Raw genomic sequence first — 18553 nt, 5'->3', positions numbered from 1 at the left:
TCCGGCTAATTCACCGGTGTGGCGGCCATACGCTGTCAGAAGATTCCGGGAGGTGTAAACGGCGCTTCAAAGAATCGCCAAAGCCGGGACTGGTGCGACAGTCCCTTTATATGGTCGGCAGTGGATTTCTGCAGCCAGGTCAGAGACGTGCCGACGGGACGGCGTAGGGAAATGCGGCGCGTATCGTGGGCCGCGCGCGACGGCCCGGTCCTGACCCCGGAATACTCACTCCGCGCGGCGCCCGCACGAGGAAGACGTAGCCGCGCTGGCCCGGAAGCCGTACGGGCCGTCGCCCCGGTTTCCGGCCCCGCTTCCGACCGGGCTCATCGCCCGGCCGCCTCCGTCCCCGCCTCCGCCAGCGCCTGCTGTACGCCCGGCTCGTGCGGCCCCAGGAACCGCGGCCCCGGCCGCACGAGCGCATCCAGCGCCGCCTTCCCCGAGGCGAACACCTCGCGCGCGCCGCCCGCGTACCAGGTGACGTCGTGCTTGGCGGCCACCGCGACCCCGTACGCATCGATGCCCGCGGCCCCGCACAGCGCCAGCGCCCGCCGGACGTGGAAGCCCTGGGTGATCAGCACCGCCTTCTTCACCCCGAAGATGCGGGCGGCGCGCGTGCACGAGTCCCAGGTGTCGAAGCCCGCGAAGTCGCTCACGATCCGCTCGGCGGGCACACCGCGGTCCGTCAGGTACTTGCGCATGGCATCCGGCTCGTCGTACTCCACGCGGCTGTTGTCGCCGGTGACCAGCACGACGCGGACCTTGCCCGCCCGGTACAGCTCGACGGCCGCATCCAGGCGGTGCGCCAGATAGGGGGACGGCTCGCCCTCCCACAGGCCCGCGCCGAAGACCACGGCGACCGGCGCGGACGGCACGTCCGCAACGGTGCGCACGCGCGGCTCCGCCGCCGCGTACACCCACGTCACCGGCAGCAGCGCGAGCACGCAGCCGGCCACGGCCGCCCACAGCAGCCGCCGTCTCTCCCGCCGCGTCCGCGGCATCCGCACCCGCATCCGCAGCACGCGGCCCCGCACCATGTCGATCATTCCTCCCCGTCGCCCGTAAGAACGGTCCGGAAGCACCGTCGGTTCCCGCTCCGCTCCAGCTCACGCCGTCGCTGCTGTCACACCCGGCGGTTACCGTCGGGGTATGAACGCAGCGGCACGCACCCCCGGCGAGAAGCCCGTCATCGCCGGATACGACGAGCACGACCTGGAGCGCTGGGCGCCCGAGCCGGACAAGCGCCCCGGACGCACCGCCTTCCAGCGCGACCGGGCCCGCGTGCTGCACTCGGCGGCCCTGCGCCGGCTGGCCGGCAAGACCCAGGTCGTCACGCCCGGCGTGAGCGCCCAGGCCTGGGACGCCAGCCCCCGCACCCGCCTCACGCACTCCCTGGAGTGCGCCCAGGTGGGCCGCGAGCTCGGCGCGGCGCTCGGCTGCGACCCCGATCTGGTGGAGGCCGCCTGCCTCGCGCACGACATGGGCCACCCCCCGTTCGGCCACAACGGCGAGCAGGCGCTCGACGAAGTCGCCGGCCTGTGCGGCGGTTTCGAGGGCAACGCCCAGTCGCTGCGCCTGCTCACCCGCCTGGAGCCCAAGCGGTTCGTCCCCAGCGAGGGCACCGGCGAGCTCGTCAGCGTCGGCCTCAACCTCACCCGGGCCGCCCTCGACGCCGCCACCAAGTACCCCTGGCCGCGCGGCGGCCACCCCACCGACCCCTCCTCCCGCAAGTTCGGCGTCTACGACGACGACCTGCCCGTCTTCACCTGGCTCCGGCAGGGCGCCCCCGAGGGGCGGCAGAGCTTCGAGGCCCAGGTCATGGACTGGGCCGACGACGTCGCCTACTCCGTGCACGACGTCGAGGACGGCCTGCACGCCGGCCACCTCGACCCCAACGCGCTGCTCGCCGAGCCCGAGCGGCAGGACGTCTTCGCCGTGGCCGCCGGACGCTACGCCCCCGGAGCCGGTCCCGAAGAGCTCGTCGAGGCCCTCGACCGCCTCCTGGAACAGCAGTGGTGGCCGCACGGCTACGACGGATCCGCCGTCGCCCAGGCCCGCCTCAAGGACGCCACCAGCCAGCTCATCGGCCGCTTCTGCCTGGCCGCCGAGAGCGCCACCCGCGCCGCCTACGGCCCCGGCCGGCTCACCCGTTACGGGGCCGAGCTCGTCGTCCCCCGCGAAACCCGCCTCGAATGCGCCGTCTTGAAGGCCGTGGCCGACCGCTATGTGATGCAGCGCCCGGCCCAGGAGAAGCTCCGCGCCGACCAGCGCGTCGTCATCGCCGAGCTCGCCGAGGCCCTCACCGCCCGCGCCCCCGACGGCCTCGACCCGCAGTTCCGCTCCCTCTACGCGGCCGCCGCCGACGACGCGGGCCGCCAGCGCGCCGTCGTCGACCAGATCGCCGCCCTGACCGACGTCTCCGCGCGCTCCCTGCTCACCCGCCTCACCGACGGACGTGCCGGGTCAGAAAGGTGACCGAATGTCCACAGAATCCGAGGACTTCCCCCACACCATGCGGGTACTGACCCGTCCGGGGTAGTCCCTCTTCCGGCGGCGGGCCCCGTGCGGCAACCTCTGCACGGGCGATTCCGGCCGGGGGCGGTTCAACGCAGACGCACTGCGTGGCAGCGAGGAGGCAGCAAGTGGTCGACGCGAACCAGACGTTCGTCATCGTCGGAGGGGGCCTGGCCGGGGCGAAGGCCGCGGAGACCCTGCGCGCGGAGGGCTTCACCGGCCGGGTGATCCTCATCTGCGACGAACGCGAGCACCCCTACGAGCGCCCGCCGCTCTCCAAGGGCTACCTCACCGGCAAGGAGGACCGCGACAGCGTCTTCGTCCACGAGCCCGGCTGGTACGCCCAGGCCGACATCGAGCTGCACCTCGGCCAGCCCGCCGTCCACCTCGACCGCGCGGCCCGCACCGTCCGCCTCGGCGACGGCACCTGCGTCCACTACGACAAGCTGCTGCTGGCCACCGGCGCCGAGCCCCGCCGCCTCGACATCCCCGGCACCGGCCTCGCCGGCGTCCACCACCTGCGCCGCCTCGCCCACGCCGAGCGGCTGCGCGGCGTCCTCGCCTCCCTCGGCCGCGACAACGGCCACCTCGTCATCGCCGGCGCGGGCTGGATCGGCCTCGAAGTCGCTGCCGCCGCCCGCTCCTACGGTGCCGAGGTGACCGTCGTCGAACCCGAGCCCACGCCGCTGCACCCCGTCCTCGGCCCCGAGCTCGGCCAGCTCTTCACCGACCTGCACAGCGAGCACGGCGTCCGCTTCCACTTCGGCGCCCGCCTCACCGAGATCACCGGCCAGGACGGCATGGTCCTCGCCGCCCGCACCGACGACGGCGAGGAGCACCCCGCCCACGCCGTCCTCGCCGCCATCGGCGCCGCCCCCCGCACCGCCCTCGCCGAGGCCGCCGGCCTCGCCCTCGTCGACCGGGCCGACGGCGGCGGCATCGCCGTCGACGCCTCCCTGCGCACCTCCGACCCCGAGATCTTCGCCGCGGGCGACGTCGCCGCCACACCTCTTTCCCATTTCAGGGTGACCCCGTGGCTGGGTACCCGCCTGCGCGTCGAGCACTGGGCCAACGCCCTCCACACCGGCCCCGCCGCCGCCCGCGCCATGCTCGGCCGGGAGATCTCCTACGACCGGGTGCCCTACTTCTTCTCCGACCAGTACGACGTCGGCCTCGAGTACTCCGGCTACGCCCCGCCCGGCTCCTACGACCAGGTCGTCTGCCGCGGCGACGTCGGCAAGCGCGAGTTCATCGCCTTCTGGCTCGCCGAGGGCCGCCTCCTCGCCGGGATGAACGTCAATGTGTGGGATGTCACGGAGACCGTCCAAAAGCTCATCCGCTCCGGTGCCCCGCTGGACCCCGAGGCCCTCGCCGACCCCGCCGTGCCCCTCGACGCCCTGCTGCCCAGCCCCGCGCAGTCCTGACGGTCCCGGGCCGGCGGCCCCCGCCCGTAGAATTCACGCGTGGCAGGACGGATCAACGACGACGACGTGAAGGCGGTACGGGACGCGGTCCCGATCGACGCCGTCGTGTCCGAGTACCTCCAGTTGCGCAACGCGGGCGGCGGCAACCTCAAGGGCCTCTGCCCCTTCCACGACGAGAAGTCCCCGTCCTTCCAGGTCAGCCCGGCCAAGGGCCTCTTCTACTGCTTCGGCTGCCAGGAGGGCGGGGACACGGTCGACTTCGTCATGAAGATCGACCACCTCTCCTTCGCCGAGACGATCGAGCGGCTGGCCGCCCAGGCCGGCATCACCCTGCGCTACGAGGAGGGCGGCTACACCCCGGGCCGCCAGCAGGGCGAGCGCATCCGCCTCGTCGAGGCCCACAAGCACGCCGCCAAGTTCTACGCCGAGCAGCTCGGCAGCGCCGAGGCCGAGATCGGCCGGCAGTTCCTCGCGAGCCGCGGCTTCGGCCAGGAGGCCGCCGAGCACTTCGGCGTCGGCTACAGCCCCGCCGGCTGGGACCACCTCACCCGCTTCCTGCGCGGCAAGGGCTTCAGCGACAAGGAACTGATCCTCTCCGGCCTCGCCCAGGAGAGCCGCGGCGGCCGGCCCATCGACCGCTTCCGCGGCCGCCTGATGTGGCCCATCCGCGACATCACCGGCGAAGTCGTCGGCTTCGGCGCGCGCAAGCTCCGCGACGACGACAACGGCCCCAAGTACCTCAACACCCCCGAGACGCCGCTCTACCGCAAGTCGCACGTCCTCTACGGCATCGACCTCGCCAAGAAGGACATCGCCAAGACCAGCCGCGCCGTCGTCGTCGAGGGCTACACCGACGTCATGGCCTGCCACCTGGCCGGCGTCACCACCGCCATCGCCACCTGCGGCACCGCCTTCGCCGGCGACCACATCAAGATCCTCCGCCGGCTGCTGATGGACAACTCCGGCGCCGAGGTCGTCTTCACCTTCGACGGCGACGCCGCCGGCCAGAAGGCCGCCCTGCGCGCCTTCGAGGACGACCAGAAGTTCGCCGCCGAGACCTCCATCGCCATCACCCCCGGCGGCATGGACCCCTGCGAGCTGCGGCTCGCCGAAGGCGACGCGGCCGTCCAGGCACTCGTCGAATCCCGCACGCCCCTGTTCGCCTTCGCCATCCGCCAGGTCGTCGCCCGGCACAACCTCGACACCGCGGAGGGGCGCGCCGCCGCGCTCGAAGCGGCCGCGCCCATCGTCTCCAACATCAAGAACACCTCCATCCAGCACGAGTACGCGGTCCAGCTCGCCGGCATGCTCGGCATCCTCGACAGCCAGTTCGTCGTCCGCCGCGTCGGCCAGCTCGCCAAGTGGGCCCGCGAGCGCGGCCGGCAGCCGGAGTCCGCCGGGCGCGGCCGGGCCGCGGCGCCCGCCGCCCCCGCGGCGCCGCAGGAGCCCGTGCGGCGCGGCCCCGCGCTCAACCTGCGCAGCCCCGTCGCGCTCACCGAGCGCGAACTGCTCAAGCTCGCCCTGCAGCGGCCCGAGCTCGTCGCCCCCGCCTTCGACGCCTACGGCGAGGACGAGTTCACCGCCGCGCCCTACGTGGCCGTGCGCCGCGCCGTCGAAGAGGCCGGCGGCGTCACCGGCGCCCCCGCCGACTACCTCACGCGCGTCCGGGACGCCGCCCCCGACGACACCGTCCGGGCGATGATCACCGAGCTGGCGGTCGAGGCGATCCGGCACAAGAACGTGGACGAGGTCTACGCGGGAATACAGCTCGTCCAGGTCCGGCTGCGCGCCGTCGAACGCCGCATCCAGGAGGTCCAGGGCAGCCTGATCCGCCTCGGCAGCCAGGCGGCGCCGGAGCACCTGGCGGCCGTGCAGAACGAACTGTGGGTACTGGAGCAGTACAGCCGCGCCCTGAAGGACCGCGGGTCCGCCGCGCTCTAGCGGGCCGGGTTCGGGTCAGCCCGCGTCGAGGGGCCGGCCCCTCGAATCCGCTGCAGCGGCGGGTTCAAGGGAGCGGTGCTCCGGGGAGCCGAAGGAACAGCCCCGGCCTCTCGTCGCCGGGAGCCACGGGTGAAGGGGCCCTTGCTTCCGCCGCAACGGCGCGCAACCCCTATGGCGCCGTCCGGCGGTGCCGAGCCAGCAGGTAGCTTCGTCCGGCACCGCCGGTCACGCCGAGTGGGGTTGCGCGCCGCGGCGGCGGAATAGAAGGGCAGGGCCCTTCACCGCGTGACCCTGGCACCGCCGGTCTCCGACGCCGCGGCTGATCGCCGTTGCGGCGGACCTCAGGGAGCGGTGCTCCGTGAGCAGGGGCCGCCCCCTTCAACCTGCCGCGGCGGAGCCGAGGTCGTAACCCCCGGTCACGGAACGGACTCAGAAAGTGCCCGCACGCCCCTCGTGGCGGGCCCGCGTCGTGCCCCACACTGGTGGGCGGTGCCTGAGTCCTCGGACGCGGCAGGCCCGGCCGCTCGGACCCGGAACTCGGAACCTTCGCGAAGCCGCTCCTGATCCCCGGGACGGCCGGCGGCCAGGCCGCTGCCGCCCCTCCGGCGCATGCCGCCCCGAAACCGGCAGCGATCACCTTGGAGGTCGCCCCCGTGCAGACCCGGACACCGACCAGGCTCCCGTCACGGCCCGCGGCCGCCCCGGCCCAGGGCGTCCCCCGGCAGCCCGCCGCGCCCCAGGCCGAGAGCCTCTCCGACGAGCCGCCCCTGCCGGATCCGGCGGGGAGCACCGCGCCGGCCGCCGCCCCGCACGAGGCCGAGGAGACGGAGGCCGGGACCGAGGCCGGGTCCCCCCGGGCCGCGCGCGCCGAGCAGTCCGACTCCGTCCGCACCGACACCGGCGGCGGCCCGTCCTCCGACCTCTTCCGGCAGTACCTGCGCGAGATCGGCCGCATCCCGCTGCTGTCCGCCGCCGAGGAGGTGGAGCTCGCCCGCTGTGTGGAAGCCGGGCTGTTCGCGGAGGAGAAGCTCGCCGGCGCCCCGGACCTGGACTCCCGGCTCGCCCTGGACCTCGACCGCCTCGTCGTGCTGGGCCGGATGGCCAAACGGCGGCTGATCGAGGCGAACCTGCGCCTCGTCGTCTCGGTCGCCAAGCGCTACATCGGCCGCGGCCTGACCATGCTCGACCTGGTCCAGGAGGGCAACCTGGGCCTGATCAGGGCCGTCGAGAAGTTCGACTACGCCCGCGGCTACAAGTTCTCCACGTACGCGACGTGGTGGATCCGCCAGGCCATGTCGCGGGCCCTCGCCGACCAGGCCCGCACGATCCGCGTCCCGGTGCACGTCGTGGAGCTCATCAACCGCGTCGTCCGCGTCCAGCGCCGCATGCTGCAGGAGCGCGGCTACGAGCCCACGGCCGAGGAGGTGGCCGCCCACCTCGACCTGACCCAGGAGCGGGTCAGCGAGGTCCTGCGGCTGGCGCAGGAGCCCGTCTCCCTGCACGCGCCCGTCGGCGAGGAGGACGACGTCGCCCTCGGCGACCTGATCGAGGACGGCGACGCGGCGTCCCCCGTCGAGTCGGCGGCCTTCCTGCTGCTGCGCGAGCACCTGGAGGCGGTCCTGTCGACGCTGGGGGAGCGCGAGCGCAAGGTGGTGCAGCTGCGGTACGGGCTGGTCGACGGCCGTCCCCGCACGCTGGAGGAGATCGGCCGCATCTTCGGCGTGACCCGCGAGCGCATCCGCCAGATCGAGTCCAAGACCCTCAACAAGCTGCGCGACCACGCCTTCGCCGACCAGCTGCGCGGCTACCTCGACTGACCCGGGGGGACCGCCGGCTATCCCGCGGCGTCGAACGCCCCCGGATGGGTCTGCTCGCGCACGGCCGCGTACTGCTGCCGCACCGCCTGACCCACCGGCAGGTCCTCACCCGGCTCGAACACCTGGCTGGCCGCCGCCGGCCACAGGGGCGGCTCGTGGGGGGCCAGCGTGCCCTGCTGGACGCCCAGCGCCCAGGCGGCCTGCCGGGCCGCGCCCAGCGCCGCGTAGTCCGCCGGCTGGGGCACGACGACCTGCGTGCCGAACAGCGCGGGAGCGGCGGCCTGCACGGCGGGCAGCTCCGCCGCGGCCCCCAGCAGGAACACCCGGCGCACCTGCACCCCGCGCCCCCGCAGTACGTCCAGCGCGTCCGTGAGCCCGCACAGCATGCCCTCGAACGCGGCCCGCGCCAGGTGCTCCGGCTTCATGCTCTCGCGGCGCAGCCCCGCCAGCGTGCCCGCGGTGTGCGGCAGGTGCGGCGTCCGCTCGCCCTCCAGGTACGGCAGCATCACCAGCCCGTACGAGCCCGGGCTCGACTGCAGCGCCAGCTCGGACAGGCCCGCCAGGTCCGTGCCCAGCAGCTCCGCCGTGCCGCGCAGCACCCGCACGGCGTTGAGGGTGTGCACCACGGGCAGGTGCATGCCGGTCGCGTCGGCGTAGGAGGTGATCGTCCCGGAGGGGTCCACCAGCGCCTCGTGGTGCACGGCGAAGACCGAGCCCGAGGCGCCCAGGGAGATCACGGCGTCCCCCGGCCCCACGCCCAGTCCGAAGGCGGCCGCCATGGTCTCGCCCGTGCCGGCGGAGATCAGCAGGCCCTCGGGGGTGTGCCCGGCGGGCTCGGCGGGCGCGAGCACGTCCGGGAGCACGGCCGGGCGGCCCAGGGCCAGCTCCACCAGGTCCGGCCGCCAGGAGGCGGTCGCGGCGGACCACAGGCCGGTGCCGGAGGCGTCGCCGCGGTCGGTGGTGCGCCGCAGCGGGCGGCCGAGGAGCTGCCACACGAGCCAGTCGTGCGGCTGGAGCAGGGCGGCGATGCGCTGGGCGGACTCGGGTTCGTTGCGGGCGAGCCAGCGCAGCTTGGCGACCATCTGGCCGGGCTGCGGCACGGAGCCGACGGCCTGCGCCCAGGCGGCGCGGCCGCCGAGCGCGTCGGTCAGGTCGGCCGCGGAGGGCTGCATGCGCTTGTCGTTGCCGAGCATGGCGGGCCGGACGAGGACCCCGCCGGCGTCCAGCGCGAGCAGTCCGTTCTGCTGCGCGGAGACCCCGATGGCCTGCACGCCCTCCAGGAGGCCTCCGGCGGCGGCTTCGCCGAGGGAGATCAGCCATGCCTGGGGGTCGCCGTCGGTCGGCGGATGGGGGGCGTACCCCTGGCGGAGCACGGCCCCCGTGTCCGTATCGCAGACGACGATCCGTGTGCTCTCGGTGGAACTGTCCAAGCCCGCGACTATGCCCATGCCGAGATGATGCCAAACACCGGGGCATGCTCCGTGCGCCGGTCGGGTGCCGGCCCGGCCGGACGGCGGCCGGGTCAGGGGCTTACGGCCGGGTCAGGTGTTACTGGTGCCCCAGTCGTCCTCGGAGCCCTGTGCCCGCTCGCGCAGCGACCGCACCCGCTCGCTCACCGAATCCGGCAGCCGGTCGCCCACCTTCGCGAAAGCCCGGGAGCTCATGGCCCTGCCGTTCTGGGCGGCGGACTCGACCGTATTGCGGACCGCGGGGTTCTGGGCGATCTGCCGGGCGCCCTTGCGCAGCTGCTCGTACCGCTCGCGGCCGGCCCGTGCGCCCAGTACGTACCCGACGGCTGCCCCGATCATGAACGTCAGCCGGTAGCGCATCCCGCTCCACCCTTCCCTCGGACGCTGTGGTCGCCGCCTACCCGCCGGGTGCGAAGGTCACTCCCGGGGAACCGATTGGCGGAGCACCCCCCTGCTTGCGCTAATGTATGTCTCGCAGCGAGCGCACGCCGCCCGGAAGCCCGGGCAGCACCGCATTCGTGGCAAACGCAGCAGTCCCCTGTAGCTCAATTGGCAGAGCAGCCGGCTGTTAACCGGCAGGTTACTGGTTCGAGTCCAGTCGGGGGAGCGCGATCCTCTGTAGCTCAATTGGCAGAGCAGCCGGCTGTTAACCGGCAGGTTACTGGTTCGAGTCCAGTCGGAGGAGCAAGCGATCGAGGACCCCCTCAGGGGGTCCTTTTTCGTGTCCGGACCCCTCCGGAGGGAACCGCCCCGCCGTGATCGAAGTCCTCATGGTCAGGTAGGTCACGCAATACGCCCCCTCAGGGGCAGCAGATCGTATGAGCGGCTATGCTGCGGCAGACGGCGCGCACAGATGTGCGCGACGCGCCGTGAACGGGGCGGTAGCTCAGCCGGTTAGAGCAGCGGACTCATAATCCGTCGGCCGTGGGTTCGAGTCCCACCCGCCCCACACGCGTGACGTTGGTGCAGAAACGATGCGACCAGCGTTTTCGATGCCCCGCCCGGTTCCGGACAGGAATGAGTCGGCGGGGCTTCGTGCTGTCGGGGGCCGGGCGGCGTACGTCTTCGGCCGCGCCGTTCGTCTGCCCCGCCGGGGCACGGGTATGCGGCGGAATACGGTCCGGCTTCATCCTGTTGGCGCTGCTGGGCCGGTCCGACGGTCACCCGACGCCACAGCGGAAGCAGGTAGCGACGCATGAGCAGCAGCACGGTGGAGCTCACCAAGGACAACTTCGACGAGGTCGTCTCCGGCAGCGGATTCGTCCTCATCGACTTCTGGGCGTCGTGGTGCGGCCCCTGCCGGCAGTTCGCGCCGGTGTACGAGGGGGCCGCGGAGCGCCACGGCGACCTGGTCTTCGCCAAGGTCGACACCGAGGCCCAGCCCGAGCTCGCGGCCGCGTTCGAGATCCGGTCGATCCCCACGCTGATGATCGTGCGGGACAACATCGCGGTCTACGCCCAGCCGGGCGCCCTGCCGGAGGCCGCCCTGGAGGACGTCATCAGCCAGGCCCGCGCGCTCGACATGGACGAGGTGCGCGCCTCCGTCGCCGAGGAGCAGGCCAAGGCCGCGCGGGCGGCGCAGGGCGAGGGGCAGCCCGCCGGTGAGTGAGCTGCTGCTGGTCCGTCACGGCGAGACCGAGTGGAGCCGCGACGGCCGGCACACCGGCTTCACGGACGTGGCCCTGACCGGGCGCGGCGAGCGGCAGGCGACGGCCCTGCGGCCGCTGCTCGCGGGCCGCAGCGTCGCGAAGGTGCTGGTGAGCCCCCTGAAGCGGGCCCTGCGTACGGCCGAGCTCGCCGGGCTGGACGGCGCCGAGACTGACCCCGACCTCCACGAGTGGGACTACGGCGGCTACGAGGGCGTGACGACCGCGGAGATCCACTGCACCCGGCCCGGCTGGTACCTGTGGGACGACGGGGTCGTCCCCGGGCCGCCGGAGCACCCGGGGGAGACACCCGCGCAGGTCAGCGCCCGCGCCGACCGCGTCCTCGCGCGCATCGCGCCCTGGCTGGACGGCGACCGCGGGGACGAGGGCGACGTGGTGCTGGTGGCGCACGGCCACTTCCTGCGCGTGCTGACCGCCCGTAGGCTCGGCCTGCCGCCGGCCGCGGGCGCGCTCTTCCGCCTCGACACCGCCACCCTCAGCCGGATCGGTACCGAACACGGCCGCCCCGCGCTCGTGGCCTGGAACCAGCCGGCGGCGTGATCCGTTGCAGGACCGGCGGAGCGTGTCGGAACCGGGGCCGCGGCCGCCGTGGCCCGATGATCGGGGCGGACCGGAAGGGCCGGTGACGCCCCGGTCCCGTACGGCCGCCTTCGTACGACCGATTTCAGTGGAGGGATGTATTCGTGGCCACCACCCGCACCGCGCACACCGTCTGGGAAGGTGAGCTGCTCAAGGGCAGCGGCACCGTCACCTTCGACTCGTCCGGCATCGGCTCCCAGCCGGTGTCGTGGCCGTCGCGCGCCGAGCAGGCCAACGGCAAGACCAGCCCCGAGGAGCTGATCGCGGCCGCGCACTCCAGCTGCTTCTCCATGGCCCTCTCGCACGGCCTGACGGGCGCGGGCACCCCGCCCACCCGCCTGGAGACCAAGGCCGACGTCACGTTCCAGCCGGGCGAGGGCATCACCGGCATCCACCTCACCGTCCGCGGCGAGGTGCCGGGTCTGGACGAGGCGGGCTTCCAGGAGGCCGCCGAGGGCGCCAAGAAGAACTGCCCGGTCAGCCAGGCCCTCACGGGTACGACGATCACGCTGACGGCCGAGCTGGCCTGATCTCTGCGCCTGCCCCTGCGCGCTCCGCGGCCCTCGGCGTCACGGCACCGGACACCGGCGTCACGACGTCAGGGCCGCGTAGACGATCAGGTTCTGCTCCGGGTGCCCGTCCGCGTCGGGGCTCCCCGCGCAGGTGACCAGGCGCAGTGCCCGCTCCTTCGTCTCCCCGTAGACCTTCTGCGTCGGGAAGGCGGACTTGTCGACCGTCTCCTTCCCCGTGACGGAGAAGTGCAGCACCTTGCCGTCGCCCCGCCGGACGTCGACGACGGTCCCCTTGTCCACCTTCCCCAGGTCGTGGAAGACGGCCTTGCCGTCGCGGGTGTCGCTGTGGCCGACGAGGACCGCGGCGCCGGGCTCGCCGGGCGTCGCGCCGCCGGTGTACCAGCCGGCCGTCATGCCCTTCTCCGGCGGCGGCACCTGCACGGTGCCGTCGCCGTTCTTGCCGAGGCGCAGCAGGGCGCTGTCCACGCCGATGGACGGGATCGAGACGCGGGCTGGCTCCTCGGCCGAGGCCGGGGTGCCGCTGGCGGCCGTGCTGCCCTCCGTGCCCGACGAGCAGCCGGTGAGCAGGGCCGCGGCGAGCGCGGCGGGCAGCAGCAGGGCCGCGAGGGCGAGGCGGGCGGGGAGGCGCGTGCGGCGCGTACGAGGTGCCAAGGGCGTACGAGGTGCACGGGGCGTACGAGGTGCACGGGGCGTACGAGGTGCACGGGGCGTACGAGGTGCACGGCGTGTGCGGGACATCGGGCATCCATCCGGGCGTGGGGAGGGAACGCTGCCCACGCTAGGGACGGGCGCGGCGCCCCGGCTTCGGGTGAACGGCCAGTTCTGCCTCCCCCGGAAGGAGGAGGCGCACCCCCGCCCGGTGGTGGCCCCCGGGCACCTCAGACGAATCGCTGCAGCAGCCCCCACATGAACTCGGCCCTGTACTCGGCCCGCTGTCCGGAGGCGTCCGGTGCTGTGAAGGCGAGCTGCCAGAGCGCGGGGCCCGTGCCCTCCAGCGGCCGGGCGGGGGCGAAGGCGCGCGCCACCTCGTCCACGGTGCACGACCAGGGCTTCAGGTCCTCCACCGTCCGCAGCCGGGGGCCGGGTGCGCCCGGGGCGCGGACCAGCCACTCGTTCCAGACGGCCCCGCCGGGCGCCGTCAGCACCTCGAACCGCAGATCCGGCCAGAGCGGCACCCGCCACGTCGCCGCCTCGAACGTCAGATCGCCCACGTGCCGCTCGCCGGTGGCCTCGGGCGGGCCGAGCACCGAGCGGTAGTGCGGGCACTGCCCGCGCCGCCCGGGGGCCCGCAGCATGGCCTGCCAGCGGCGGTTGGTCTTCCGCATCCTGCTCCGGTCGACGCCGAGCTCGCGCAGGGCGTCCTCGACCAGGCCGGGCTGGTGGTCGGCCATCCGCCGCAGCAGGACGAGCTGGAAGCTGAGGGGGCCGAAGACGTCCCAGTCGCGGGGACCGGGACGGGCGGGACCGGTGGGGCGGCCGATACCGCCGGGTCGCCGGCCGAAGGCGCCGGGAGTGCCGGACCGCCGGCCCGGCTCGGACGGGGAGTCGGAGGCTGGGTACATGGGGGCCATCGTCGCGCACCCGGCAGCGGGCCGGGGAGGGCCGGGGCGGGGCTCCGCGGACACTGCCCGCTCACTAAGGTCGGGGTGAGTGATCACCGGCGTACGGAGGCTCTGATGTCCGGCTCGAAGGCCCCGCAGGGCGGCGGCCCCGCCCCGCTCCTGCGGCTGCGCGGAGTCAGCCGCACCTACGGGGAGCGGAAGGCCCTGCACCCGCTCGACCTCGACCTGGAGCCGGGGACCTGCACCGCCCTCTTCGGCCACAACGGATCGGGCAAGTCCACGCTGCTGCGCATAGCCGCCGGCCGGGACGAGCCCACCTCCGGCACCGCGCAGTTCGCGGGCCGCAAGGTCTCCGAGGACGACCCGGAGGTACGGGCCAGGGTCGCGGTCGTCGGCGACACCGTGGCCACCTACCCCGATCTGACCGTGCGCGAGCACCTCGAACTCGTCACCGTCGCCCACGCCGTGGAGGACGCAGGCAGCTGGATCGACCACGTGCTCGCCGACCGCCGGCTGTCCGACCACGCGCGGGCGCTGCCCGGCTCGCTCTCCTCCGGCCAGCTCCAGTCGCTGCTGCTGGCCGCGGCGCTCGTCCGCCCCCGCGACCTGCTCATCCTGGACGAGCCCGAGCAGCGGCTCGACCCGGACGCCCGGGTCCGCCTCGCAGAGCTGCTGAACGGCGAGAAGCGCGACGGCGTGGCTGTCCTGCTGGCGACCCACCAGGCCGACCTGGCGGAGTCCGTCGCGGACCGGATGATCGCCCTGGAGGACGGCCGGGTGATCGCCGAAGGCCCGCCGGCGGAGGTCCTGGCCGGGCTGGGGCTGCGCGGATGAGCGGCGAGGCGCCGGGCGGGGCCCCGGCAACCGGCGCCGGCACCGAGGCCCACGCCGACGCCGAGGCCCACGCCGACGCCGAGGCCTGCACCGACACCGGCACCGACGAGCCCACCTGGACCGAGGAGGAGGACGACCGCACCGCCGAGACGCTGGCCTGGCTGCGCGAGAAGCGCAAGGCCCACCGCCGGCAGAAGGGCCGCGACCTCGCCGTCCTCCTCTATTCGGTCGTGCTCATCGTCGCGGGCTACGGCAGCGCCTACGCCGTCCACTTCCTGCAGCGGGCCCGGCTGGGCGCGGACTACGGCGGCCTCGGCGAGCGCGTCCAGGACACGCTGCCCGCCCTGTTCACCCTCCTGACCGCCGCCCTGGCCCTGCTCGCGGCGCGCGACGCCCTGTGGCGCGGCCCCGTCGTCGTCCCCGCCCCCTCGGTCGGCTGGCTGCTCGCGCAGCCCGTGCGCCGCGCGGCCGTCCTGCGCCCGTGGTTCTGGCTGTCGGCCGGGGTCTCGGTCCTCCCGGCGCTGGTGGTGGCGGTCGCCGCGGCCGTCGTCCTGCGCGTCATGGACCTGGCCCCCCTCGGTACCGCGCTGCTCGCGCTCCTGCCCGCCGCGGTGTGCCTGCCGCTGCTGGCCGTCGCCGTCGGCATGGCGGTGGAGCACCGGGCCGGGCTCGCGCGTCTCGTACGCCGGTTCACGCCCCTGGCCGTCCTCGTGCTGATGCTGCTCGCGGGACAGGTGGCGGGCGCGGCGTACGGGCACCGGAGCGCGGTGCTGGAGCAGGTGGAGCTGTGGTCCGGGCCGTGGGGGTGGGCCGCCCAGCCCGTCCTCTCCGTGACCGGCGGCCACGCGCCCGCCTGGCCCGCCGCGGTGGCGCTGCTGGTGCTGCTGGCGGCCGCGGGCCTGGTGCAGGGGCACCGGGACGCCGCGCGCGTACCCACGACCCGGCTGCGGCGGCGGGCGGCGACCGCTCAGACGGTCTCTTCGGTGATGTACTCGGTGGAGCTGCGGGCCGCCAAGCTGGCCCTGATGGACGCCACGGGCACCGGCAGCACCCGCCGGGTGCGGCTGCCGCGTCCGCGCAGCAAGTACCTCGTGGTGGTGTGGCGGGACCTGCTGTCCCTGCTGAGGGCGCCCGCACGCCCGGCGAAGGCCCTGATGTGGATGGTGTGCGCCACGGCGGCGGCCGCCCTCGGGCAGCAGTCCGGCGGGCCGGAACGCGTGATCGGCCTCGTCGCCGCGCTGCTGCTCGGCTACGCCGGCGTGGGTGCGCTCGCCGAGCCGGCCCGGCTGGAGACCGACGACGTGCGGCGCGCGGCCTGGTCCCCGTTCCGCTTCCGCACGCTGATGCTCCAGCACGCGGTGGTGCCGGCGGTGCTGGGCGCCCTGACGGCGCTGCTCGCGGCGGTGCCCTTCGCGGTGGCGGGGGCGCCCTGGGCGCTGCTGCTGATGCCGGTGTGCGCGCTGCCGTGCGCGGCGGCGGCGGTCTTCTCGGCGTGCCGGGGCCCGGCCCGTACGCACCTGATGGCCGTCGGCGTCAGCACGCCGATGGGCGACCCCGGGGTGATCCTCTTCCTCGGCTGGTACGCGGCGGGGCCGCTGGTGACGGTGGGCGGCCTGGGGATCGCCCTGCACAAGGCGCTGGGGCGGGCGCAGCTCGACGCGGGGGCCGTGGCCGGTGTGGCCGCCGTGGCAGCGGTGCTGACGGCGGGCCTGCTCGCCTTCGCGGCGTGGTCGGCGGACCGGCTGGTCCGGCACTGACGCACGAGCCGGCCCTGACGTACGAGCAGGCCCTGACACACGAGCCGGCACTGACATACGAGCCGGCAGTGACGCACGGTCCGGCGCCGCGGCGGACGAGCCGGTCCGCCTGCCCGCTCAGCCGCCGGTGACACCGTCCACCCGCTCCCGCAGCAGGTCCGCGTGCCCGTTGTGGCGGGCGTACTCGCCGATGAGGTGGAGGTGGACGAAGCGGAGGGAGTACGGCTCGCCGTCGACGGTGAACGTGTCGTCCAGGGACGCCCCCGCGACCGCCTCGTCGGCCAGGCGCTGCTCCTCCAGCAGGCACGCGTAGTACGAGGCGGCGCGGGCCGGATCCGCCTCCTCGAAGTCGGCGTTCCGGTTCTCCTCCGTGCTGTAGAGCCGCGGCACGTCCTGGCCGGCGAACCGCTCGCGGAACCAGATGCGCTCGACCTTCGCCATGTGGCGGATCAGTCCCAGCAGCGACAGGTCCGACGGCGGCACGGTCCGCTCGGCCAGCTGCTCGCCGGTCAGCCCGGCGCACTTGTGCAGCAGGGTGCTGCGGTGCCAGGCGAGCAGGCCGGTGAGCAGGGTGCGTTCGCCGGCCGCGAGGGATCCGGCCGGCCGGGTGACGGCGGGTGCTGTCCACGTCATCCGGCGATCATGCCCGGGCCCGTACGGCCGCGCGAGCCCTTTCCTCAGCCGCCCGAGCCGTCAGCCGCCCGACCCTCGGCCGCCCGCCCCCTCAGCCGCCCGAGCCCTCGGGTTCCGGCCGGAGCACCACGAAGTCGGCTCCCGCCGGGTCCAGGCAGACGGCCAGCCGGCCGACGCCCTCCGCGTCCTCCGGGCCCATCTGCACCGAGCCGCCGCCCTCGACGACCTTCGCGACCGTCGCATCGCAGTCCCCGGCGGCGAAGACCGGGTGCCAGTAGGGGCGGCCGCCGTTCAGGGCGAGGTGTTCGGAGGGGAGCTGCATCAGGCCGCCGTGCATCAGCTCCTTGTCCCGCCCCTCCGGGGTGAGCAGGACGTACGTCCCTCCGCCGCCCGGGAGCGGCATGTCCTCCGCGGTCCAGCCGAAGACCGCGCCGTAGAACTCCTGCGCCGCCGCCGCGTCGGTGGTGTACAGCTCGGTCCAGGACAGGGTGCCGGGGGCGTCGGCCGCCTCCAGGCCGGGGTAGGTGCCGGGCTGGAAGACGGCGAACTGGCCGCCCTGGGGGTCGGTGAACTGGGCCATCCGGCCCTCGCCCTCACCCTCGCCCTCGCCGGGCCCCATCGGCGGCACCCGCACCGTGCCGCCCGCCCGCTCGACGGCCCGGGCCGTGGCGTCCGCGTCGGCGGTCCCGAAATAGATCATCCAGGCCGAGCGGGCGCCCTCCTCGGTGAGCGGGCCGATGCCGGCGACGGACTTGCCGTCCAGCCGGAAGACGCCGTAGTCACCCGCCTCCTCGCCGTGGGACTGGAACTCCCAGCCGAACACCGCGCCGTAGAAGGCGGCCGCGGCCGGGACGTCGGGGGCGCCGAGGTCGAGCCAGGAGGGGGAGCCGGGGACAAAGTCGGTGGTGATCATGGAAGTGATCTCCCTTCGCGGGTCCTTTGCGAAGCCAGCGTGACACCCGCCACTGACAACCGCCCGTCGGCACAGGTCGCCCGGGTCGCCCGGGGTAAGCCGGCCCCGCGGACGGGCGGGGGACCGGGGGACCGGGAGCCGGGGCTAGTCCCCGCCGTCCTGGTGCGCCCGCAGCCCGACCCCGATGATCCCGTCCCAGTACGTCAGCTCCTCCACGAGCGGGTACGCCGGGCCCTTGCCCTCCAGGCTCAGCACCACCCCCGCCTCCTTGGCCCTGCCCCGCTCGCGGCCGTCCGCCGGCTGCTCCGGCTCGATGTGCACGTCCGTGACCCGGAAGCCGCGCTTCGTGCACAGCTCCAGTATTCGCGCCAGCAGCCCCCTGCGAGTGCGGTACGACAGGTGCAGCTCGACCCGGTCGCCGGGGATGAGGGCCATGCGCCGGGTGATCACGGGGAAGCCGCGCACCACCAGGAAGTGCACCAGGGTCGCCGCGACGCCGAGCAGCGGCAGGCCCCCGCCGCAGGCCATGCCCAGCGCGCAGGTCAGCCATATCGTGGCCGCCGTCGTCAGGCCGCGCACCGCGTCACGGCGCACGAAGATCAGGCCGCCGCCTATGAAGCCGATGCCGGAGACGATCTGGGCGGCCACGCGCGAGGGGTCCTGGCGGGCGCCGACGAGTTCGGCCACGGCGCCGAAGCCGTGGATCGAGACCTCCATGAACAGCGCACTGCCCACCCCGACGAGGGTGTGAGTGCGCAGCCCGGCGCTCTTCTGCTGTAACTCGCGCTCCAGGCCGATGAGCGAGGAGAGCAGCAGCGCGATGCCCAACTCGGCGAACTGCCGCAGACCTTGACCACTGGCGGGATCGAACAGGGGAGGCACGACGTGCTGCACGGTGTTCATACCTCATTGT

Annotated in this window: 17 protein-coding genes and 3 tRNA genes; 12 read left to right on the top strand and 8 right to left on the bottom strand. The window is 74.2% G+C overall.

All coding sequences use genetic code 11. From position 1 onward, the window contains the following. Positions 1-323: 323 nt before the first annotated feature. Positions 324-1043 carry a SanA/YdcF family protein gene (locus tag FGW37_RS10250; protein ID WP_246430341.1) on the bottom strand — a complete coding sequence of 240 codons (720 nt, stop codon included), beginning with the start codon at positions 1041-1043 and terminating at the stop codon, positions 324-326. Between the two features lie 103 nt (positions 1044-1146). On the opposite strand from FGW37_RS10250, the gene FGW37_RS10245 reads away from it, so the two are divergent. The 4 genes from FGW37_RS10245 (at position 1147) to FGW37_RS10230 (ending at position 7693) form a co-directional block, all read left to right on the top strand. Further along, a complete protein-coding gene (locus FGW37_RS10245; RefSeq protein WP_179080785.1) occupies positions 1147-2472 on the top strand; it encodes a deoxyguanosinetriphosphate triphosphohydrolase in 1326 nt (441 codons plus the stop codon). A 167-nt stretch (positions 2473-2639) separates the two neighbouring features. Then, on the top strand, positions 2640-3935 hold the full coding sequence (locus FGW37_RS10240) for an NAD(P)/FAD-dependent oxidoreductase (RefSeq protein WP_179080784.1): 1296 nt from the start codon (positions 2640-2642) through the stop codon (positions 3933-3935). Positions 3936-3974: 39 nt separating this feature from the next. Next, positions 3975-5876, top strand: coding sequence for a DNA primase (gene dnaG, locus FGW37_RS10235; protein WP_179080783.1), 1902 nt, complete (start codon positions 3975-3977; stop codon positions 5874-5876). Between the two features lie 563 nt (positions 5877-6439). Further along, a complete protein-coding gene (locus tag FGW37_RS10230) occupies positions 6440-7693 on the top strand; it encodes an RNA polymerase sigma factor (protein ID WP_179084616.1) in 1254 nt (417 codons plus the stop codon). Positions 7694-7710: 17 nt separating this feature from the next. Here FGW37_RS10230 and FGW37_RS10225 read toward each other — a convergent pair whose 3' ends face one another. Beyond that, positions 7711-9141: an FGGY family carbohydrate kinase gene (locus FGW37_RS10225; RefSeq protein ID WP_179080782.1), complete on the bottom strand. Its 1431-nt coding sequence runs from the start codon at positions 9139-9141 to the stop codon at positions 7711-7713. Between the two features lie 93 nt (positions 9142-9234). Beyond that, positions 9235-9522, bottom strand: coding sequence for a YtxH domain-containing protein (locus FGW37_RS10220; RefSeq protein WP_179080781.1), 288 nt, complete (start codon positions 9520-9522; stop codon positions 9235-9237). Between the two features lie 174 nt (positions 9523-9696). On the opposite strand from FGW37_RS10220, the gene FGW37_RS10215 reads away from it, so the two are divergent. The 6 genes from FGW37_RS10215 (at position 9697) to FGW37_RS10190 (ending at position 11938) form a co-directional block, all read left to right on the top strand. Next, a tRNA-Asn gene (locus FGW37_RS10215) sits at positions 9697-9769 on the top strand. Positions 9770-9774: 5 nt separating this feature from the next. After that, a tRNA-Asn gene (locus FGW37_RS10210) sits at positions 9775-9847 on the top strand. Between the two features lie 190 nt (positions 9848-10037). After that, positions 10038-10111, top strand: a tRNA-Ile gene (locus FGW37_RS10205). Positions 10112-10357: 246 nt separating this feature from the next. Beyond that, complete coding sequence (trxA, locus tag FGW37_RS10200) at positions 10358-10771, top strand: thioredoxin (protein WP_179080780.1); 414 nt, start codon at positions 10358-10360, stop codon at positions 10769-10771. Further along, a complete protein-coding gene (locus FGW37_RS10195; RefSeq protein ID WP_179080779.1) occupies positions 10764-11369 on the top strand; it encodes a histidine phosphatase family protein in 606 nt (201 codons plus the stop codon). Before trxA ends, FGW37_RS10195 begins: the two co-directional genes overlap by 8 nt. 143 nt (positions 11370-11512) lie before the next feature. Continuing rightward, positions 11513-11938 carry an OsmC family protein gene (locus FGW37_RS10190; protein WP_179080778.1) on the top strand — a complete coding sequence of 142 codons (426 nt, stop codon included), beginning with the start codon at positions 11513-11515 and terminating at the stop codon, positions 11936-11938. Between the two features lie 60 nt (positions 11939-11998). Here FGW37_RS10190 and FGW37_RS10185 read toward each other — a convergent pair whose 3' ends face one another. Beyond that, positions 11999-12592, bottom strand: a complete 594-nt coding sequence (locus FGW37_RS10185; protein WP_246430340.1) for a class F sortase — start codon at positions 12590-12592, stop codon at positions 11999-12001. Between the two features lie 227 nt (positions 12593-12819). Next, on the bottom strand, positions 12820-13503 hold the full coding sequence (locus FGW37_RS10180; RefSeq protein WP_246430339.1) for a hypothetical protein: 684 nt from the start codon (positions 13501-13503) through the stop codon (positions 12820-12822). Positions 13504-13617: 114 nt separating this feature from the next. Between FGW37_RS10180 and FGW37_RS10175 the strand changes: the two genes are divergently transcribed. Together FGW37_RS10175 and FGW37_RS10170 are read left to right on the top strand one after the other, a co-directional pair. Then, entirely contained in the window at positions 13618-14337 is a 720-nt protein-coding gene (locus tag FGW37_RS10175; protein WP_179080776.1) for an ABC transporter ATP-binding protein, read from the top strand. Continuing rightward, positions 14334-16094: a DUF6297 family protein gene (locus FGW37_RS10170; protein ID WP_179080775.1), complete on the top strand. Its 1761-nt coding sequence runs from the start codon at positions 14334-14336 to the stop codon at positions 16092-16094. The genes FGW37_RS10175 and FGW37_RS10170 overlap by 4 nt, the downstream gene beginning before the upstream one ends. A gap of 117 nt (positions 16095-16211) precedes the next feature. On the opposite strand, the gene FGW37_RS10165 is transcribed toward FGW37_RS10170, so the two are convergent. From FGW37_RS10165 to FGW37_RS10155, 3 genes are all read right to left on the bottom strand, one after another. Next, on the bottom strand, positions 16212-16727 hold the full coding sequence (locus tag FGW37_RS10165) for a DinB family protein (RefSeq protein ID WP_179080774.1): 516 nt from the start codon (positions 16725-16727) through the stop codon (positions 16212-16214). 91 nt (positions 16728-16818) lie between these two features. Then, positions 16819-17640, bottom strand: coding sequence for a VOC family protein (locus FGW37_RS10160; RefSeq protein WP_179080773.1), 822 nt, complete (start codon positions 17638-17640; stop codon positions 16819-16821). A 144-nt stretch (positions 17641-17784) separates the two neighbouring features. Then, complete coding sequence (locus FGW37_RS10155; RefSeq protein WP_179080772.1) at positions 17785-18543, bottom strand: MgtC/SapB family protein; 759 nt, start codon at positions 18541-18543, stop codon at positions 17785-17787. Positions 18544-18553: the final 10 nt, after the last annotated feature.

Origin of the sequence: Streptomyces rectiverticillatus, assembly GCF_013394065.1 — a bacterium.
Classification (GTDB): domain Bacteria; phylum Actinomycetota; class Actinomycetes; order Streptomycetales; family Streptomycetaceae; genus Streptomyces; species Streptomyces rectiverticillatus.
The sequence above is the reverse complement of the archived record's forward strand: the minus strand, read 5'-3'. Positions and strand labels throughout refer to the sequence as shown.